This window comes from Streptosporangium sp. NPDC003464 (assembly GCF_053588315.1).
Map to the genome: position 1 here is coordinate 23,235 of NZ_JBSFPS010000059.1, position 16,483 is coordinate 39,717.

The 16,483-nt window shown below is 70.9% G+C and carries 18 protein-coding genes and 1 pseudogene; 9 read left to right on the forward strand and 10 right to left on the reverse strand.

Annotated elements, in window-relative coordinates:
- The first annotated feature begins 346 nt into the window (after positions 1–346).
- Positions 347–1,378 (forward strand): hypothetical protein, encoded by a 1,032-nt coding sequence (locus ACWDS7_RS15840; RefSeq protein WP_451929878.1) that lies wholly within the window; start codon positions 347–349, stop codon positions 1,376–1,378.
- Between the two features lie 83 nt (positions 1,379–1,461).
- Here ACWDS7_RS15840 and ACWDS7_RS15845 read toward each other — a convergent pair whose 3' ends face one another.
- From ACWDS7_RS15845 to ACWDS7_RS15855, 3 genes are read right to left on the reverse strand one after another with little or no spacing between them, the layout of a single operon-like run.
- Positions 1,462–1,971, reverse strand: a complete 510-nt coding sequence (locus ACWDS7_RS15845) for a GerMN domain-containing protein (protein ID WP_451929879.1) — start codon at positions 1,969–1,971, stop codon at positions 1,462–1,464.
- Complete coding sequence (locus tag ACWDS7_RS15850) at positions 1,968–3,443, reverse strand: ATP-binding protein (protein WP_451929880.1); 1,476 nt, start codon at positions 3,441–3,443, stop codon at positions 1,968–1,970. Before ACWDS7_RS15850 ends, ACWDS7_RS15845 begins: the two co-directional genes overlap by 4 nt.
- 8 nt (positions 3,444–3,451) lie before the next feature.
- Positions 3,452–4,126 (reverse strand): response regulator transcription factor, encoded by a 675-nt coding sequence (locus ACWDS7_RS15855; RefSeq protein ID WP_177244948.1) that lies wholly within the window; start codon positions 4,124–4,126, stop codon positions 3,452–3,454.
- A 190-nt stretch (positions 4,127–4,316) separates the two neighbouring features.
- On the opposite strand from ACWDS7_RS15855, the gene vanY-N reads away from it, so the two are divergent.
- From vanY-N to ACWDS7_RS15870, 3 genes are all read left to right on the forward strand, one after another.
- Positions 4,317–4,973 (forward strand): D,D-peptidase/D,D-carboxypeptidase VanY-N, encoded by a 657-nt coding sequence (gene vanY-N, locus ACWDS7_RS15860; protein WP_451929881.1) that lies wholly within the window; start codon positions 4,317–4,319, stop codon positions 4,971–4,973.
- 101 nt (positions 4,974–5,074) lie between these two features.
- Entirely contained in the window at positions 5,075–5,740 is a 666-nt protein-coding gene (locus ACWDS7_RS15865) for an N-acetyltransferase family protein (RefSeq protein ID WP_451929882.1), read from the forward strand.
- A 74-nt stretch (positions 5,741–5,814) separates the two neighbouring features.
- Positions 5,815–5,982 carry a hypothetical protein gene (locus ACWDS7_RS15870; RefSeq protein WP_451929883.1) on the forward strand — a complete coding sequence of 56 codons (168 nt, stop codon included), beginning with the start codon at positions 5,815–5,817 and terminating at the stop codon, positions 5,980–5,982.
- On the opposite strand, the gene ACWDS7_RS15875 is transcribed toward ACWDS7_RS15870, so the two are convergent.
- The 6 genes from ACWDS7_RS15875 to ACWDS7_RS15900 form a co-directional block, all read right to left on the reverse strand.
- Positions 5,963–6,259 carry a hypothetical protein gene (locus tag ACWDS7_RS15875; protein WP_451929884.1) on the reverse strand — a complete coding sequence of 99 codons (297 nt, stop codon included), beginning with the start codon at positions 6,257–6,259 and terminating at the stop codon, positions 5,963–5,965. The genes ACWDS7_RS15870 and ACWDS7_RS15875 overlap by 20 nt on opposite strands.
- Complete coding sequence (locus tag ACWDS7_RS15880) at positions 6,256–6,570, reverse strand: hypothetical protein (protein ID WP_451929885.1); 315 nt, start codon at positions 6,568–6,570, stop codon at positions 6,256–6,258. The genes ACWDS7_RS15875 and ACWDS7_RS15880 overlap by 4 nt, the downstream gene beginning before the upstream one ends.
- Positions 6,571–6,819: 249 nt before the next feature.
- The gene (locus ACWDS7_RS15885) at positions 6,820–8,142 is read right to left on the reverse strand and encodes an aspartyl protease family protein (RefSeq protein WP_451929886.1); all 1,323 of its coding nucleotides are present in this window, start codon (positions 8,140–8,142) and stop codon (positions 6,820–6,822) included.
- Positions 8,143–8,971: 829 nt separating this feature from the next.
- Positions 8,972–10,396, reverse strand: a complete 1,425-nt coding sequence (rox, locus tag ACWDS7_RS15890; protein WP_451929895.1) for a rifampin monooxygenase — start codon at positions 10,394–10,396, stop codon at positions 8,972–8,974.
- Positions 10,397–10,898: 502 nt separating this feature from the next.
- Positions 10,899–11,648: a phosphotransferase family protein gene (locus tag ACWDS7_RS15895; RefSeq protein ID WP_451929887.1), complete on the reverse strand. Its 750-nt coding sequence runs from the start codon at positions 11,646–11,648 to the stop codon at positions 10,899–10,901.
- A 259-nt stretch (positions 11,649–11,907) separates the two neighbouring features.
- Complete coding sequence (locus ACWDS7_RS15900; RefSeq protein WP_451929888.1) at positions 11,908–12,906, reverse strand: DUF5937 family protein; 999 nt, start codon at positions 12,904–12,906, stop codon at positions 11,908–11,910.
- Between the two features lie 59 nt (positions 12,907–12,965).
- Between ACWDS7_RS15900 and ACWDS7_RS15905 the strand changes: the two genes are divergently transcribed.
- A complete protein-coding gene (locus tag ACWDS7_RS15905) occupies positions 12,966–14,177 on the forward strand; it encodes an MFS transporter (RefSeq protein WP_451929889.1) in 1,212 nt (403 codons plus the stop codon).
- Positions 14,178–14,219: 42 nt separating this feature from the next.
- Here ACWDS7_RS15905 and ACWDS7_RS15910 read toward each other — a convergent pair whose 3' ends face one another.
- On the reverse strand, positions 14,220–14,633 hold the full coding sequence (locus tag ACWDS7_RS15910) for a DUF6223 family protein (protein WP_451929890.1): 414 nt from the start codon (positions 14,631–14,633) through the stop codon (positions 14,220–14,222).
- 228 nt (positions 14,634–14,861) lie between these two features.
- Here ACWDS7_RS15910 and ACWDS7_RS15915 point away from each other — a divergent pair, with 228 nt between their 5' ends.
- The 4 genes and pseudogenes from ACWDS7_RS15915 to ACWDS7_RS15930 form a co-directional block, all read left to right on the forward strand.
- Positions 14,862–15,488 (forward strand): DUF7134 domain-containing protein, encoded by a 627-nt coding sequence (locus ACWDS7_RS15915; RefSeq protein WP_451929891.1) that lies wholly within the window; start codon positions 14,862–14,864, stop codon positions 15,486–15,488.
- 5 nt (positions 15,489–15,493) lie between these two features.
- Positions 15,494–15,574: pseudogene (locus tag ACWDS7_RS15920) on the forward strand (hypothetical protein); the annotation flags it as partial.
- 70 nt (positions 15,575–15,644) lie between these two features.
- Positions 15,645–16,109 carry a sensor histidine kinase gene (locus tag ACWDS7_RS15925; RefSeq protein WP_451929892.1) on the forward strand — a complete coding sequence of 155 codons (465 nt, stop codon included), beginning with the start codon at positions 15,645–15,647 and terminating at the stop codon, positions 16,107–16,109.
- Positions 16,106–16,483: response regulator (locus ACWDS7_RS15930; RefSeq protein WP_451929893.1), on the forward strand; the 378-nt coding region annotated here is incomplete at its 3' end. The genes ACWDS7_RS15925 and ACWDS7_RS15930, both read left to right, overlap by 4 nt.

The window sequence follows — 16,483 nt, forward strand, 5'->3', positions numbered from 1 at the left end:
TTGTGTGTGACATGGCACAAAGCTAGACAAGTTGATCGGCCGGGCTCGAGCTTTACCGGGGATGTTCATCCCCTTCGCACCATGAATTCACTTACGTCCCTGACGGCACTTCGACGCCCTTTTGTACCCGTACGCACGCGGAACCCGGCGGCTGTGAAATCGTCGAGACCGCGCGGAGCGCTTGGGAGCAGGCGCATCCGGCCGGGTCCCGAGACCTTCCGGACGGGAGGGGACGGTCCGGCGATCCGGGCGAGTCATGGCCGCGGTTTCGCAGACATATCCGGTCCGGGCCGAATACGGTGGCTTGTTGACGATCGGCTAAGCCCGCAAGCCTTCCGGAGTCTTCATGCGTACCGCAGCGGCAATCCTCTCCTTCCTGCTCGCCGTCACCGTCCTGCCCGGCCGGCCGGCCAGCGCCGCGGTTTCCGCCTCGCCGCTGCCGGGCGGCAAGAGCACCTATGTCGTCTCACAGGGTCACCTGAAGGCCGCCTCCCGGCAGAACTGGGTACGCCTGGGCAGCTACCGCTTCGCCGCCGACGGCACGGTGAGCGCCGCCCTCTACCTGTGGTGGCAGCGTCATCCCAAGGCCAGACAGCGCACCGGCACCGTCCCCGACCCGAGCTGCACCACCAAGGCGGGCGGGGCCGCGTCGCGGCCCCGCGCCTGCGAGGTGCTCACCGCCGGAGGCTTCACCGCCGCCCCCGACGAGAGCCGCACCGGGACGTACACCGTGGCGGGCGGCGTGCTCACCATCCGCTGGAAGATCGCCCAGACGTGGACGGAGCAGTGGTACGTGCGGCCCTCGCCTGACGGCAGGCTGGCCCGCCTGGACCTCAAGCAGAGCACGCTGGCCACGCACGGGTACGGCTACGGCAGCAACGCCGCGCTCAGCACCCGCCGCGCGATGAGCTCGGTGAAGGCGTTCCCCGGCTCGCTCAGGCAGGACCTGACGAGCTGGGCGGGCGGCAAGCTCGTCACGTCCGGCAGTCAGCCGTTCGGCCACTCCGCCTTCCACGCCTGCGCCGCCACCACCTCGTGCCTGACCTACCTGCAACCGTCCTCGCGCGGCGCGTGTCAGAAGTCGGGCGGCTGCCCCAAGTACGGCGGCGGAACGCGCCCCAACGTCAGCTCCATCCAGTACTACCTCACGATGATCTCCAAGTCCGACCGCCGCGACACGCTGTGGCACTGGTGCACCTGCCTGGCGATGGAGCGCGGTGAGTTCTGCTATACCGGCAACTCCCACGTCAAACCGCTCATGCAGATCATCGACGACACGGGAGCCTTCCGCGGCTGGGTCGGCGCGGAGGCGTCCTTCTCGACCGGCTCCCGGGCGACGGACATGCTGGCGGTGCTGCGCATCTCCGACTTCCGCTGACCGGTCCGCGGGGGGCGAGAGCGGGCAGGGTGCCGGGTGCCATCGCCCCCGGCGCCCGCTCCCGAGCGGATAGGTCGCTGCCGTTACCCCGGGCAGTTGCGGGGGCCGATGTCCTGCCCAGCACCGACAATGGTGACCTGGGCAGAGCTTTCCGGCACCGCGGCGGCGGCCGTGCACACGATCTGCTCGACGGCCAGTGTGGACAGTTCGCCGGCCGCAGTGGACAGGGTCACCACCAGGTGGCCGGTCGGCTTGACGGTTACCGAGAACGGGCCGGCTCCGGGCGGGACCTCGGTGGTGAAGCCGTGCGCCTGCTCCCTCGCGGTGGGCCCGGCCGCCAGCAGCGCGAGCGTGTCCGCCCGGAACAGTGGTCGACCACCGGGCCGCGTTACCGCGCTGAGCCGGCCGTTCTTCACCAGGTAGATGGTGATCTTCATGGCTGGTGCGACGGTCGGTGCGACGGTCAGTGCGACGGCTCCGCTCGGCGGGTCGCCGGCGGGGATGGCGTCGCTGGGTTGCACGCCGCAGCCGGCCACGGCGACGAGCGATACGAGGCCCGCGGCGAGCACGCGGCGGGCGAGCCCGGTCCTCATTCGGGGCCTCCGTCCGGATCGTGTGTCCGGCGTGGCAGGCGCAGCGCGAAGACGGCGCCGCCGTCCGGGGCGTTGGCGACGGTGAGGTCGCCTCGGTGCAGGCGCGCGCTCTCCCGCGCGATGGCCAGGCCCAGGCCGCTGCCCTCGGACCTGGCCCTGGCCGCGCTGGCCTTGTAGAACCGGTCGAACACGTGTGGCAGCACCGCTCCGTCCAGCCCCGGCCCGTGGTCGCGGACCTCCAGAGCGATCCAGTGCGGGTCGGCCGACAGCCGTACCGACACCGGTGGCTCGCCGTGCCGCAGGGCGTTGCCGACCAGGTTCGCGAGGATGACGTCCACCCGGCGCGGGTCCAGCCGTGCCGTCACCGCGGCTGGAAGCTCGGTGTGCACCTGCTCCGACCAGCCCCGCGTACGCAGGGTCGCGCGCACCAGCTCGGCCAGGTCGACCTCGTTCAGCGCGAGGGCCGCGACGCCGGAGTCGAACCTGCTGATCTCGATGAGGTCGTTCACCAGAGCGGTGAGGTTGAGCGTCTCCTGGCTGACCAGTCTGGCGGCCCGGCCGGCGGGCTCGGGCAGCTCGGCCGCCTCCTCCTCCAGGACGTCGGCGACCGCGGTGAGCGCGGCCAGCGGGGTGCGTAGCTCGTGCGACACGTCGGCCACGAACCGGCGGGCGTCGGCCTCCATCTCGCGCAGCTGCTTGACGTGCCGTTCCAGCTCCGCGGCGGTGGTGTTGAAGGTGTGTGCCACGTCGGCCAGCTCATCGGAGCCGCGGACCGCGATCCTGGTGCGCAGCTCGCCCTGGCCCAGCAGGCGAGCTGCCCGGCCGAGCTCGCGCACCGGGCCCAGCACGCCATGGGCGGCCAGCAACGCCAGGACGACCGCGAACGCCAGGGCCGCCCCGCCGGCGCCCCAGGCACGTGCGGCGAGCCGGTCGATGCTGTGCTGTTCGGGAGCCAGGCTGTGCGTGATGTAGACCTCGATGCCGGACGCCCGCGTCGGCCGGTCCCCCTCGACGATCAACAACGGCGTGCCGATGATCAGGTGGGGCCCGTCCTGCCACACCACGCGCTGCCACGCGACGTTGCCGCCGGCCACCTCCCGCCGCAGCTCCTTGGGGATCATCCCGGGATCCAGGCCCTGCCGGCATGGCCCGCCGAAAGGCAGGCACGGCCGGCGGGGGCCGGCCGGCGAGCGCCTCCCGTGGTAGACGGCGACCGCGTCGTTGTTGCCGTCGGCCACGGTGCGGGCGATCTCGCCGAGCTCACCTGCGTCCGGCGCCGGATTCTGCAACGGGTAGAGCGCCTGCAGGCGGCTTCTCATCGTCTGCACCGCGGCATCCTGGGCGCGCTCCAGGATGGCGTTGCGGGCCTCGACGTAGATCACGCCGGCCACCGCCGTCGCGGTGACCACACACAGCAGCGCGAACGCGGACAACAGCCGGGCACGCAGCCCCAGGCTCGGCAGAGGTGTCACCGGCCGCTTCACACCGGCCCGAACCGGTACCCGAACCCGCGCACCGTCTGCACGTAGACGGGCGCCGCCGAGTCGTCCTCGATCTTCGCGCGCAACCGCTGCACGCACGCGTCCACGAGACGCGAGTCGCCGAAGTACCCGTGCTCCCACACCGACTCCAGCAGCTGCTGGCGGCTGTGCACCCGGCCCGGCGTGCCGGAGAGCTCGAGCAGCAGGCGTAGCTCGGTCGGGGTGAGGCCGACCGGCACGCCGCGGCTGGCGACCACCAGCCCGGCCCGATCGATGGTCAGGTCCCCGTGCCGCTCCAGCTCCGCCTGGTCCCGGCCGACCCGCCGGAGCACCGCGCGGATGCGTGCCTCGAGCACCCTGGGCCGCACCGGCTTGACCACGTAGTCGTCGGCGCCCGCCTCCAACCCGGCCACCACGTCGATGTCGTCGCCGCGCGCGGTCAGCATGATGATCGGTACCTCCCTGGCGGCCCGGATGCGGCGGCAGACCTCGAACCCGTCCATGCCGGGCAGCATCAGATCGAGCACGACGACGTCGGGAAGGTCCGCGCGCAGCCGGTCCAGCCCCTGCTCGCCGGACTCCACCGCGCGCACCCGGTACCCGTGCCGGGTCAAGGCCAGCTCAAGGCCCTCCCGCACGGCCGGGTCATCCTCGATCAACAACACTCGCGACACGCCGCCGAGTTTCACAGCACGCTCCGTACCTCGCCCGCCGGTCAACCCCATCCACTGTCGGCCGGCCGTGTCCCCGCCTCGTCAGCGTCATGTCATGGTTGTGTCACGATCGCGCCGACGATCGCCGCCGTCGAGAAACGGTGACATACGGCGGACAGAGCACACACATTCGGCGCCAATCGTAGTCGCCATGAACGGAACACACACCCTCCCACCTCGGCTCCGAGACCGGCTGTACGCCGCGGCCACGCTGGTGCTCGCCGTGCTCCTGCTGCCCGCGGCGCTCGCCCGCCATCCCGGCCGCGCCCGCGAACTGGCCTGCCGCTGGGCGTTACGGACGCGATTCCCCGCCGAGGACCTCACCGGCCTCACCGACGGCGCCATGGCGGCGTTCACCGCGGCGCGCACCGAGGCGCTCTGGCGTCACGGCCAGCTCATCGGCCTCACCTCGGGATACCGCGATCCCCTTGTCCAGCAGCGGATGTTCGACGAGGAGGTGCGTCGCTCCGGCTCCCCGGCGTTGGCGCGAATGCTCGTGCTGCCACCGGCGGAATCCAGCCATGTCAAGGGCATCGCACTGGACGTGCGCCCCCACGAAGGCGCGCGCTGGCTCGAGGAACACGGCGCCCGCTACGACCTCTACCGCCTCTACGACAACGAGTGGTGGCACTTCGAGCACCGCCCGGACAGCGGCGGCACGCCACCACGACGACGGCCCCACCCCGGCGTGGGCTACGTCGTCGAGAACGGGGAGCGGCTGGACGAGTCGTCCAGCACCTGCAGCAGCCGGGCTGTCGGGATCGCAGCGGCAGGACCCTCTCACTGCCGGCTTGCGCCAGTTCCTTGATGCCGGGGGTCCGGTGCGGCGGTGGCGTATCGACAATCGCATACGCCACTGCGACGGCCGTCCGTCTTCAGCAGCGGCCGGCCGGGTCCGTGCGCGGTTTCGTGGAGCAGTTCGCGACGCCGCCGGTCGGGACCGGCCTTCCCCGGATGCCCGCTCGCGTGTTCGTCTGCCTGCTCACCTCCGGCTCCGGGGGCCTGACGGCCGGACTCGGCGCGGGCGCCCGAGAACCACACGTGCCCGGCTGTCGAAGCATGGATCATGATCTGTTCATGACTCCGCCTCCGTCCGTGCCCTCAATCGAGATTCGCCTCGCCTCGGTAGCCGATGCCGCCCTGCTGGCCGAGCTCAATGACTCCGTCCATTCTGTGCACGCCCTGAACCGACCGGACGTCTTTCGCTCCGGTCCCGCTCCGAGTGAGGTGGCTCCGATCTTCGGAAGTCACCTGGCTCGTGAGGACATTCGGGTCTTCATCGCCTCCTCGTCGGGCTGTTCGGTCGGATACGCCATGATGCTCCTCGTCGAGCGCTCGGGCGATGCCCTCATGCAGCCAAGAGCCTTTGCCGTCCTGGAGCACCTGGCCGTCGCCTCCACCGCGATCCGGATGGGCGTGGGCACCGCCTTGGTCGACGCGGTCCGCACCGCAGCGAAGAACGCCGGATGTTCCCACTTGCTCACGGAGGTATGGGATTTCAACCAGGAGGCGTCGGCTTTCTACCAGGCCGCCGGGTTCACTCCAATGCGTCACCACCTGGAGCAGTCATTGTGAAGGCAGCTTCCAGAGCCCGACGATGGGCACGCGGATCCCTCAGGTCCAGAAAGCGGCCGGACCACAATGACAAGATGCACATGCCGGCGGCCGGTACCGCCCCGATCGGGGCGGTTGTGCATCTGCCGGCCACCGCCATCGAGGAGGGCCGGGACCTGTCCTCGACGAGCGGCATCCTGGCCGACACCGCCTACCGTCCGCTGCTGGCCCGACGGCCCGGCCTCACTTCAGGTGCCGGGTGAAGAACCGGGCCGCGTCGTCCACCTCGAACCACGGGACACCGGCGTGCCCGCCCAGATTGGCGTGCAGCGTCTTCTCCCTGGTGCCGGAGGCGTCGAACAGGTCCAGGGGTGGCTGCCGTTCCGCCCCTCCGTCGTCCCGCTGCAGCAGGAACTGCAGCGGAATGGTGACCTGCCGGGCCGCCTCGGACAGGGTGTCGGATACGGAACCCCGGCCGAAGAAAACGGCGGCCGAGATGCGCGGCTCGACCACCGCCAGCCGTATGCCGATGGTGGTCATCCCCTCGTACCCGCCGGGCCGCCGATCTCGGGCAGCGAAAGGAGGGCGTCCAGGGTGGTCCGCCATTCCGGGGCCGCTCTTTCGACCAGCGGGACGATGAAGGCGGCGACGATCTCGTCGACCGGCTCGCCGGCCTCCATCGCCTGGCGGAGGTCGGCGCGGGCCTGCTCATCGACGGCGGAACGGGGCCGGTCACCGTGCCCGGGGGCGTCGATGGCCGCCGCGGCGAAGCCGTACTGCGCCGCGTGCCCGGTGGCCGGCCGACCGGGCATGCGGCCCCGGCGGCCGGGACCGGCCGTCGACCCGATCATCTGAGCAAGTGGCCCGTTGTCGCCGGTTCCGGGCTGAGGTGTCGGTGGCCGAGCTCGAGCAGTTCTTCCGGCTGGACTCCAGAGCGCTGGAGGCGCTGGCCGGTAGGCGCCGTCCGGCGACGAAGCTGGAATGGGCGACGCAGTAGGGCACCGGGCGACGGGGTAAGGGCGCCTGGTCCGCCCTTACCCCGCGACCGTGAGAACCGGCAGTTCCAGGTGGCTCCCGTCACGCCCGTACAGTCGCGGTGATCAGGCGGCCTCGCCGCGGGCGATGTAGAGGTTCATGCCGGTGAAGTCGACGGTGATGTTGTAGGGCTTCCAGAAGCAGTGGGAGAACCAGCCCATCGTGTCGAACCCTGTCCCATAGGGCCACGGCACGTTGACCGGCTGGTTGGGGTTCGTGTAGCAGTAGACCTCCTTGGCGACGGCGTTGCCGAGGCGGATCTCCTTCGGGTAGCAGGGGTAGACGACGGCCGGGTGGCTCTGGGCGAAGGTCCCGATCTGGCGGTCGTAGTCGGTGCGGATCCCCAACCGCTTGGCCGTGTCCCCGCGCATGCCCGCGGCGATCTCGCCGACTCCGCCGAGGTTCACACCCACCACCCCTGTGCGGGAGCCGGCGACGCCGGCGAAGCTGCCCGTGCTGTGCAGGTATTGCTCACGGGCCAGCCACAGCGGCAGCGACTCGGCGCCCGCCCGTGTGGCGGCGGCGCGTGCCTTCCTGGCCGTTTCGGGGGTCCGGCGGCGCAGGATCAGCTGCCGGCCCGCGTAGTCGAAGGTGGTCAGCAAGTGGTAGAAGACCCACGTGCCGATCAGGCCGTCGCTGTCGGTGTCGACATCTTCGCCCGACTCCGTCGACGACCAGCTCACCGGGACGTTGCGCAGTTCGATGCCGCCCAGCTTGAAGGAGTCGAGTATCCCCCAGTACGCCCATATGACGCCGTTCTCGTACTCGGTCTTCTGACTGGCGACGGGGCTCAGCCCGGCCTCCTTGGCCACCGACGCGCGCATGCTCAGATTCGGGGCGCCGGTGTAGAACGTGAAGCGCTTCGTCGGTCCGCCGTTGACCGAGGCCTCGACCAGCGGCATCGGGTCCATCTGCTTCCATGGCACCCGCGCGGTCTCGCCGTGGACCTGATACGCCTGGCCGCGGACTGCCGCGAACCACTTGGCGTAGCTGTCCTCGCCGGCCGCTCTCCAGTGGGGTGCGGACAGGCCGAATTTGTCCTGCCGGATGTAGCAGTCGGCCAGGAAGTAGTTGGCGTCCTTGTCGTCGGGCGCCAGGGCGAGGGCCATCTTGAGGTATTTCTCGGCGTCGGCGAACCGGTTGGCCAGCAGCCCGACATAGCCGCGCAGGCGGGCCGCGTGCAGGTTCTTGGGGTCCTTTTTGAGGAGCTCCTCGTACGCGCGGCCGGCCTTCTCGAACTTGCCGGCCTTGAACAGCGCGTCCGCGTCACCGCTGCCGGCCAGCGCGGTGGCCGCGCCGCCCAACAGCGGCGCGGCCGCGGTGGCACCGGCCAGCACGGCGGCGCCCCGCAGCAGCGAACGCCGGTCCCATTGCCTGTCATCAGCCACGCCTTCTCCTTTTCGTGATCACCTTCGCCGTGACTTTCTGTCCGACGGACGGGCACAACACCTCCGGCCGGTCCGTCTGGCCCTGCTCGATGAGGGCGACGCCGTGGTGCCGGGGGTACAGCGTCGTCCCGGTGCGGGCGGCCGGATCGCTTCGCAGCGCGCTCCGTAATCCGCCCGCCGGCCGACTCCGTCCACTGTCGACCAGCGGTGTCCCCGCCTCGTCCGCGTCATGTCATGGTCGTGTCACGGCCGCAACCGACGGTGGCAGCCGTCGACAGACCGAGACATGCGGCAGACAACGCGCGCGCATTCGGCACCGATCGTGGTCCGTATGGAAGTCCGTGCGCCGGCTTCGACGCCGGTCCCGGCGAAGCTGAGGCCGTACAGGATCACCGCACTGTGCCCTGTGCCGTCCGGAAGGCTTTCCCGGGCGGGGGAGTTGGCGGTCGAGGATCGCGGCGCGTTCGTCGCCGTCGACCACCGGACGCCGGCCGCCGACCCTGCCGCGTCTACGGGCTGTTTCCAGGCCGTTCTTGGTCTTCGGGAAAATGAACGGGAGAACCGGACGCGGCTGCCTCTTCGGGGGTGCTCCCGCTCGCGTCCGTCAGACGACCGTCAGACGACCGTTATACGAACGCGCGGACGCCTGCCGATCCACCCCGCGGTGCTCCTCCGCCGTCTTCCGGTCGTCACTCGGAGGTTGCCCCTCCTCGCAGGCCGACCTTGGCGCCAGAGCACCACGGCTGATGCTGCCTCCAGCCTTCCGGTGGTCAGTCGCTACTGGCCGTTCCGATCATCCTCACGGACCTTTCCGGTTGCTCAGGTGAAATCAGTCGGCGGGCCTGCCGAACCAGCGGGAGAGGTGGTCGTCCAGGTCCTGCTGATCGTCGCCGATCCAGGCGACGTGGCCGTCGGGGCGTAGCAGGACGCACGGAACATCCAGTACCGCAGTGGGATCCGCGAGGTAGTCGACCCGGTCGGACCAGCCGCCGACGGTCAGGCGTTCGGTGCGGTCCAGCAGCAGGCCGCGGCCGCGATGCAGCAGACCGTAGAGGTGGCCCTGTTTCACGTCGATGTCGCGCAGGCGGCGGCCGAGCAGGTCGGGGCCTGCGCCGAAGTCGTAGCGGATGCCGGTCGCGGTGATCTTCTCGATCAGATGGCGGTTCACCTCGTCGAGGTCCATCAGTTCGGTGAGCAGCCTGCGCACGGCCTGCGGGCCCGGTTCGGTGGACAGCAGTTCCGTCTGGGCGCGGGTGTTGTCCAGCACGTCCTCGGCGACCGGATGACGTTCGGCCTGGTAGGTGTCCAGCAGTGGTTCCGGCGCCCAGCCGCGGATCTGTGCGGCCAGTTTCCAGCCGAGGTTGAACGCGTCCTGAACGCCCAGGTTCAGGCCCTGTCCGCCGATGGGTGGATGGATGTGCGCCGCATCGCCGGCCAGCAGCACCCGCCCGACCCGATAACGTTCGGCCAGCCGGGTGGCATCCCCGAAGCGGGACAACCAGCGCGGGGAGTGCACGCCGAAATCGGTTCCGGCGATGGTGCGCAACTGCTGTTTGAAATCCTCGAGGGTGGGCGGTTCCGCGCGGTCGCTGACTCCCGCGGCGGGGACTACGACGCTGTAGACCCCTTCGCCGAAGGGCCTGAGCCAGAATCGCTTATGGGTCTCGCTGATTTCGGTCATCTTGGCGGCGATCTCCTCCTGCGGTACACCCACTTTCATCTCGCCCATGAGCGTGTCGGTCCGTGAGGGCTCGCCGGGGAAGCCGACGCCGAGCAGTTTGCGCACCGTACTGCGCGCGCCGTCACAGCCGACGAGGTAGCGCGAACGCAGCTGTTGTCCGTCGGCCAGCTCGACGGTAACGCCCTCGTCGTCCTGCTCGAAGCCGGCCACCGCGCAACCGCGCCGGACCTGCGCACCCAGTTCGATCGCATGTTCTTCGAGCAGGCGCTCGATGACCGGCTGCGGGATGCCCACCATATAGGCGTGCGCGGAATCCAGACTCCTGGGCACGGGTTTGTTGATGGCGGCGAAGAAACCGCCGGCCGGACGCTGCCTTCCATGCTGGAGAACGCGCTCCAGCAGTCCGCGCATCGCCATCAGCTCGAGGCTGCGAATATGCAGACCGACTATGCGGACGGACGACTTGGGCTCGGTCTCCTTCTCCAGAACGAGTACCCGTACGTCGTGCAGCCGCAGTTCGGCGGCCAGCATCGCACCGGTCGGCCCGCACCCGGCGATGATCACGTCGAACATGAGGGGCGCACGGTCGGCGCCGGAGGCCGGCGGCCAGAGCCCGGGGACGTCGCCCACGGTCAAGTCGCGCTCGACCATGTCGTTCGACGGCGGCTCGGCGGGGAACTGCGAAGAGTGCATAGGTGTTGCCTTTCGGGAGTGCCTTGTTGGCGAGGCGCTCCCGGCGACACCTACGTCAATCGCCCGACCGTGACGGGAAGGGGGAGCACCCACATCGATACAGCGTTCATGGGTCTCACCTCCTCGGTCGGTGTCACGATCGACTGCAAGCTACAAGCCCGAGCATCGTCCCGTCCAATCCTTTTCCCGCTCACGGGCCAAGGACGCCGTCCGGCTGTCTCCACTCGGCCACCCCCACCTCAACGTCCTGGGCGGCTACTTCATCTCCTCCTCCACTCCGGCTGAAGGCCTGCGGCGGCTCGGCGAGATCCCTGACCTGCCCAACGGCGGCGTGGACGGGGAGGGGTGTGGAGCGCAGGCAGGCTCCGAGAGGAGGTCGTTCCTAACCGAGCCGATCCAAAGCCCGTCTGACCGCTCGCATGAACGTACCGGGCGGATTTCTCGGCCCCTCGTCCTTCAGCAGGAAGACCCACATCAACGCAAACAGCCTGCGACACTCCAACAGCCTGCGCTCCTCCGCGGAGTCGAGTTCGAAACACAACTCGCTCTCCCCACGTACCCAGCACGACACGTGCTCGGCCATCTCCGCGACCTCGGTCGCCCGATCGCTGCGGCCCGACTCCTCGAAATCGACAATCCTGACGCGCACGCCGTCCCACAGGAAGTTCGCCCTGTTGCCGTCACTGGCTCCGAACACCGGCCGGACCCCATGCTCGCCCGGCTCCCACCCGGACAGCCACCGCGCGCCCTCTGTGACGGCCTGGTCCGCGAGCTCGTTCTTCGGCCGCCACCGCCCGGCCCACACGAGCAATTGATCCCTGATCCGCTCCACCGGCCACAACCGCTGAGGCACCCGGTCGAGTACCTGCCGGGGCACGGCGCCATGCAGCCGGTCCACCGCCTCCACCAGTTCCCTCTCCGGTACGGCAGGCAGCAGGAAGAGCGGCGTGCCCTCGATGCGCGACATCACCACCAGATCGGTCCCGTACTCCACGGGTGAGGGCGCGAGCCCGGGCGCGTGCTCCGCCAGCAGCCGCAGCGCCCGCCATTCCCGCTCGGCGCCGCCCGGCTTGCCGTCGATGAAGCGTTTGCGCACCAGGTCGCCGTCGATCTGCACATCGTGGGTCTGCATGGGTGGACATTGAACCAGCCATGGGCGACGGCGCGGTCCGGGCTGAGTGCCGCCGTGGGATCCCGCGTCGGCTACGCCCGCTGCTCGACCGACGAGCAAGACGCGATCATCCAGTGCCTGACCTCGGCGGCGCCTGGCGCCCGCCGCGCGATCCCGACTGGTCGGCAGCGGGGCTGATCAGCCGTGGACGTGCCTCGGTGGCGCCCTGCCGCCACCGAGGTGTCAGCCTCGGGCGGCCAGGTGGGCCGCCCGGTGGCGTTCAGCTGCCCGCCAGGGCCGCGCCCAGCGGCGTGTGCTCGTAGCGGACGGCCCGGCCGACGCGGGTGCGGGTGACCAGGCCGGCATCGCGCAGCACCGCCAGATGGCCGCCGACGGCGCCCAGGCTCAGGCCGAGCTGGGCGACCAGCTGCGTCGTCGTCGCAGGCACCTCCAGCGCGCGCAGCACGTCCGCGCGGCGAGGGCCGACCAGCCGGCTCAGGGCCTCACCACCCGGTGCACGCGCCACGGGGCCGAGCAGGTCCGCGATGCCCCGGGCGGGATAGACCAGGGCGTAGGGCCATGGCGGCTCGACGTAGCTGATCAGAGTGCCGAACACCGTCGGCATCAGCAGCAGGCCCTTGCCGGCCAGCCGGTGCCGGTCCCACTCGGTACGCGAGCCCGTGCGCACCTCGATGGTCCCGGCCTGCCCCTCGAAGCGCCAGCTCACCCGCGGGTCGAGATCGGACAGCGCTGCCGCCCAGCCGTACATCGCCAGGTGTCCGGCGCGGCGGACCAGGTCGCGCTCCAGCACCGCCCGCAGCCGCGGCCAGTCCGGCTCGACCAGCGCCTGCCAGCTCGCCTCGAGCGCATCGGCGAGCCGGGTGACCACGTCCGGCGCGTCGAGGATGCGCTGCACGTAGCGTGGCGGCGTCCGCAGTCCCGCCAGGTTGCGGGCCAGTTCCAGGCGTGCGCGGCGCAGCGGCGTGGCGCGCACGGCGGCCAGCTCAGCGGCGAAGTCGCCACCGGAGCCCGACGGCGGCGGATGGATGAAGTCGGCGTTGTAGCCGCCGCGGCGGAACAGCGCCGTCAGCGCCCCGACTGCGGGCACCTGCCGGCGTAGCTGCTCGTACCGTGGCGCGATGCGCTCGGCCCACGGCCGGAGCGGGCCGGCGGCCTGCACGCCGGCTGCGACGCGCAGCGCCTGCATCGCCTCGCCCAGCGGCGAGATCGCGTAGCGGGTACGCGCCACGTCGACGGGTCCCACCTCGATGGCCAGCACGTTTTGCCTCCACGCGAAAGCATAGTCACCGTGGCCGGGCTGCCGTGATGCTGTCGGCCATGACCACCACGTCCGTCGCGCCACGCCCGGCCACCTACCGCGAGGTGTTCGCCGTGGGCCAGTTCCGCGTGCTGTTCGGCAGCTACACGCTCTTCCTGATCGGCGAGACGGTGCGGATGCTCGCACTGTCCGTGACCGTCTACGCGGCAACCGGGTCGCCGCTGATGTCGGCGCTGGCGTATGCGGCAGGCTTCCTGCCCTATGCCCTGGGCGGCACGCTGCTGCTGGCTTTCGCCGACCGCTGGCCCCCGCGCGCCGTCATGGTCGGCTACGAGGTGCTGCGCGCCGCGGTCAGCGCCGTGCTCGCCGCCGGTCTGCTGCCGGTACCGGCCATGCTGGCGCTCGTGTCCGTCACGGGTTTGCCCAGCGCCGTCGCCTCCGCTTCGCGCACCGCCCTTCTGTCCGACCTGCTGGACGGCGACCGCTACGTGCTCGGCCGTGCCGTGTTCTCCATGGCGGCCGGCGGCACGCAGGTGCTCGGCTTCGCCGCCGGTGGCATGCTGATCGCCGCTGTCGGCGCGCCAGGCGCGCTCTGGATCACCGCCGCGACCTGCCTGGCCTCGGCAGGCCTGCTGCGACTGCGCCTGGCCGATCACCCACGCCGCCGCACCGGCGGTTCGGCCGGCATCGGTGAGACCTGGCAGGTGAACCGGGCGCTGCTGCGCCGGCCTGCGGTCCGGGCGCTGCTGCTGGCGCAATGGCTGGCGTCGGCGCTGATGGTCGGCGCCGAGGGCGTGCTGGTCCCGTACGCCGCGCAGGTCGGCGCGCCTGACGCGGCGGGTCTGCTGTTCGCAGCGGTCGCCGCCGGGATGTTCGCCGGCAACCTGGTCGTCGGCCGCCTGGTGCGCCCTGCGGGCCGGGAGCGGCTGGCCGGTCCCCTCGCGCTTGCGCTCGGATTGCCGCTGCTGGGGTTCGCGCTGCACCCCGCACCGGGATACGCCGCCGTCCTGATGACAGTGTCCGGTTTCGGCGTCGCCTACCAGCTCGCACTGGCCCGCAGGTTTCTCGACGCGGTGCCCGAGACGCAGCGCGGTCAGGCGTTCGGCCTGCTGCTGACCGGAACGATGACGCTGCAGGGCCTGGCCGCCGCGGCCGGAGGCGCGCTGGGTGAAGTCGCGGCTCCGGGGCTGGTCGTCACACTGGCCGGCGCGGCCTCGGCCGTCGCCGCCCTGATGTCCTGGCGGACGCTGTCGCCCGCACGGCGGCCCTGACCGCGGCCCTGACCGCGGCCCACGTTCGGCATCGAGGCCGCGTCAGCCGGTGCGGCGGGTACGGGACACGGCCAGCCCGCCGAGGATCATGGCGATCAGCCCGACCACCAGGTCTATGAAGCCGCCGACGATTCCGTAGCCGGTGCCGGGACCGCCCTTGGCAGCGGCCACCACCACCCCGCCGATGACCGCGCAGGTCAGACCAGCTATCACGGCGGCGATGGCGCGATTCCTCCCGCTTGCGGCGCCGGAACGAGCGGAGGAGCGGGCCAGCGCCAGCCCGCCGACGACGGCGCCGGCCAGCCCCAGCGCCGCGGCGACCAAGGACCAGAGCCGGCCGCTGGTCAGGTCATAGGCGCCCACAGGCTGGGCCAGAACGGCCGCGGCCGCCGGCGTGGCGGAGCCGAAGACTGCGAACAGGGCGGCTGCGGCGGTGAGCAGGGGGCGGATGGACATGGAGGGTCCTTTCGGGTCAGGGAGGGGTGGGGAGCAGGTGGGGTCGGTCTTCGGTCGTGGAGGGGTGACGGATCGATCATCACCGCGTCGCGGCGGCAGCGCCTCCGGCGGGGAGCGGCAGCGTGCACGCGGTTCTGCGTAGTCGACCGCAACCTTCATACGCCCGTCGTCGTAGGCGCTCGCGCGTCTGGGCGCAGTGCCTGCGCGCGCGGCGATCGTAGGACCGCCGTGTGGAACCGCGCCGCGCCGTTACGCCTGCCCGCGCCGGCGCAGGACGTACTGCTCGCGCTCTTCGTCACCGTGATGCAGGTTCAGGGCACGATGATCCGCAATGCCGGCGAGGTGGTGCAGCGGCCGCTGAGCGACCTCGGATACCTGGGCTACGCTCTGCTGATCGTAAGTGGCCTGGTCATCGCCGGCCGCCGTCGCTGGCCGGTGCCGGTGTTCGTCACTACGGCGCTCGCCAGCCTGGTGTACTACGGCGTGGACTTCCCCGACGGCCCCGGCTGGCTCGGGCTCTTCGTCGCCCTGTACACCCTCGCCGCCTACGGTGACGGGCGTCGGTCGCTGATGATCACTGGTGTGGGCGTCACTGTGCTCACCGTCGTCTGGCTGGCCGCCGCGACCGGCATCGAGCCGCGCGCCGCCATCGGCTGGGTGTTCTTCCGGATCGGCGTGTCGGTCATGAGCGTGACCCTCGGCGAGTCCGTCCGGTCCCGGCGGGTCATCGCAGCCGAAGCCCAAGAACGCGCCGAGTTGGCCGAACGGACTCGCGAGGAGGAGGCCGGGCGCGTGTCGACGCAGAGCGACTGCGGATCGCCCGTGAGGTCCACGACACCGTCGCGCATGCCATAGCGATCATCAACGTCCAGGCGGGTGTCACCGCACACGTCCTCGGCAAACGGCCGGAAGTGGCGCAGGAGGCGCTGCGGACCATCGAGCAGACCAGCTCGCGGGCGCTGGGGGAGATGCGGGCCGTCCTCGGGGTCCTGCGGGGCGACGACGGTGACGATGACAGCGCGCGCACCGTATCCCGGACTGGGGCAGATCGACGAGCTGACCGCCAAGGCGAGCGAGGCCGGCCTCGACCTCAAGCTCGAGGAGATCTCGCCCGCAGCACCGGTGCCGAGCGCGGTGGACAGTGCCGCCTACCGGATCCTGCAGGAGTCGATCACCAATGTGATCCGCCACGTCGGCCCGACTCGGGTGACGGTGGCGCTGAAGGCCGGAAATGAGGTCTTGGAGATCCGCGTGACCGATGAGGGCCGCCCGGCCGCCCCGGGTGATGACCGCGCGGACCCACCCGCTCGGCAACTGGCCGGCACCCGCGCCCCGGCCGAGCCCGGCCGGGGCATCCTCGGCATGCGCGAGCGCTGCCTGCTGCTGGGCGGACAACTCGATGCCGGGTCGCTTCCCGGCGGCGGGTTCGAAGTCAGAGCTCGGCTCCCTCTCGTATCGAACGGGCCACGTATATGAACAAGGCTCCGATCAAGGTGCTGCTCGCCGACGACGAGGGTCTCGTGCGATCCGGGTTCAAGGTCCTGCTCGACCTCGAGGACGACATCACGGTAGTGGGAGAAGTTGCCACCGGCGCCGAAGCCGTCGAGCAGGCCCGCGCCATCCGCCCCGACGTCGTCCTCATGGACATCCGCATGCCGAAACTGGACGGCATCCAAGCCACCGCCCAGATCGCGCAGACGCGCGGGCTGGAGCAGGTCCGGGTCCTCATCCTCACCACCTACGACACCGACGAGCACGTCTTCGACGCCTTGCAGGCCGGCGCCAGCGGCTTCCTGCTCAAGGACGCCGGCCCGGCCGAACTCCTGCACGCCATCCGGGTGATCGCCGCC

Excerpts from the sequence above, each read along its gene's own strand:
- ACWDS7_RS15840 (WP_451929878.1), top strand. The coding sequence starts at position 347 with ATGCGTACCGCAGCGGCAATCCTCTCCTTCCTGCTCGCCGTCACCGTC.
- ACWDS7_RS15845 (WP_451929879.1), bottom strand. The coding sequence starts at position 1,971 with ATGAGGACCGGGCTCGCCCGCCGCGTGCTCGCCGCGGGCCTCGTATCG.
- vanY-N (WP_451929881.1), top strand. The coding sequence starts at position 4,317 with ATGAACGGAACACACACCCTCCCACCTCGGCTCCGAGACCGGCTGTAC.
- ACWDS7_RS15870 (WP_451929883.1), top strand. The coding sequence starts at position 5,815 with ATGCACATGCCGGCGGCCGGTACCGCCCCGATCGGGGCGGTTGTGCAT.
- ACWDS7_RS15875 (WP_451929884.1), bottom strand. The coding sequence starts at position 6,259 with ATGACCACCATCGGCATACGGCTGGCGGTGGTCGAGCCGCGCATCTCG.
- ACWDS7_RS15880 (WP_451929885.1), bottom strand. The coding sequence starts at position 6,570 with ATGATCGGGTCGACGGCCGGTCCCGGCCGCCGGGGCCGCATGCCCGGT.
- rox (WP_451929895.1), bottom strand. The coding sequence starts at position 10,396 with ATGTTCGACGTGATCATCGCCGGGTGCGGGCCGACCGGTGCGATGCTG.
- ACWDS7_RS15895 (WP_451929887.1), bottom strand. The coding sequence starts at position 11,648 with ATGCAGACCCACGATGTGCAGATCGACGGCGACCTGGTGCGCAAACGC.
- ACWDS7_RS15905 (WP_451929889.1), top strand. The coding sequence starts at position 12,966 with ATGACCACCACGTCCGTCGCGCCACGCCCGGCCACCTACCGCGAGGTG.
- ACWDS7_RS15910 (WP_451929890.1), bottom strand. The coding sequence starts at position 14,633 with ATGTCCATCCGCCCCCTGCTCACCGCCGCAGCCGCCCTGTTCGCAGTC.
- ACWDS7_RS15925 (WP_451929892.1), top strand. The coding sequence starts at position 15,645 with ATGACAGCGCGCGCACCGTATCCCGGACTGGGGCAGATCGACGAGCTG.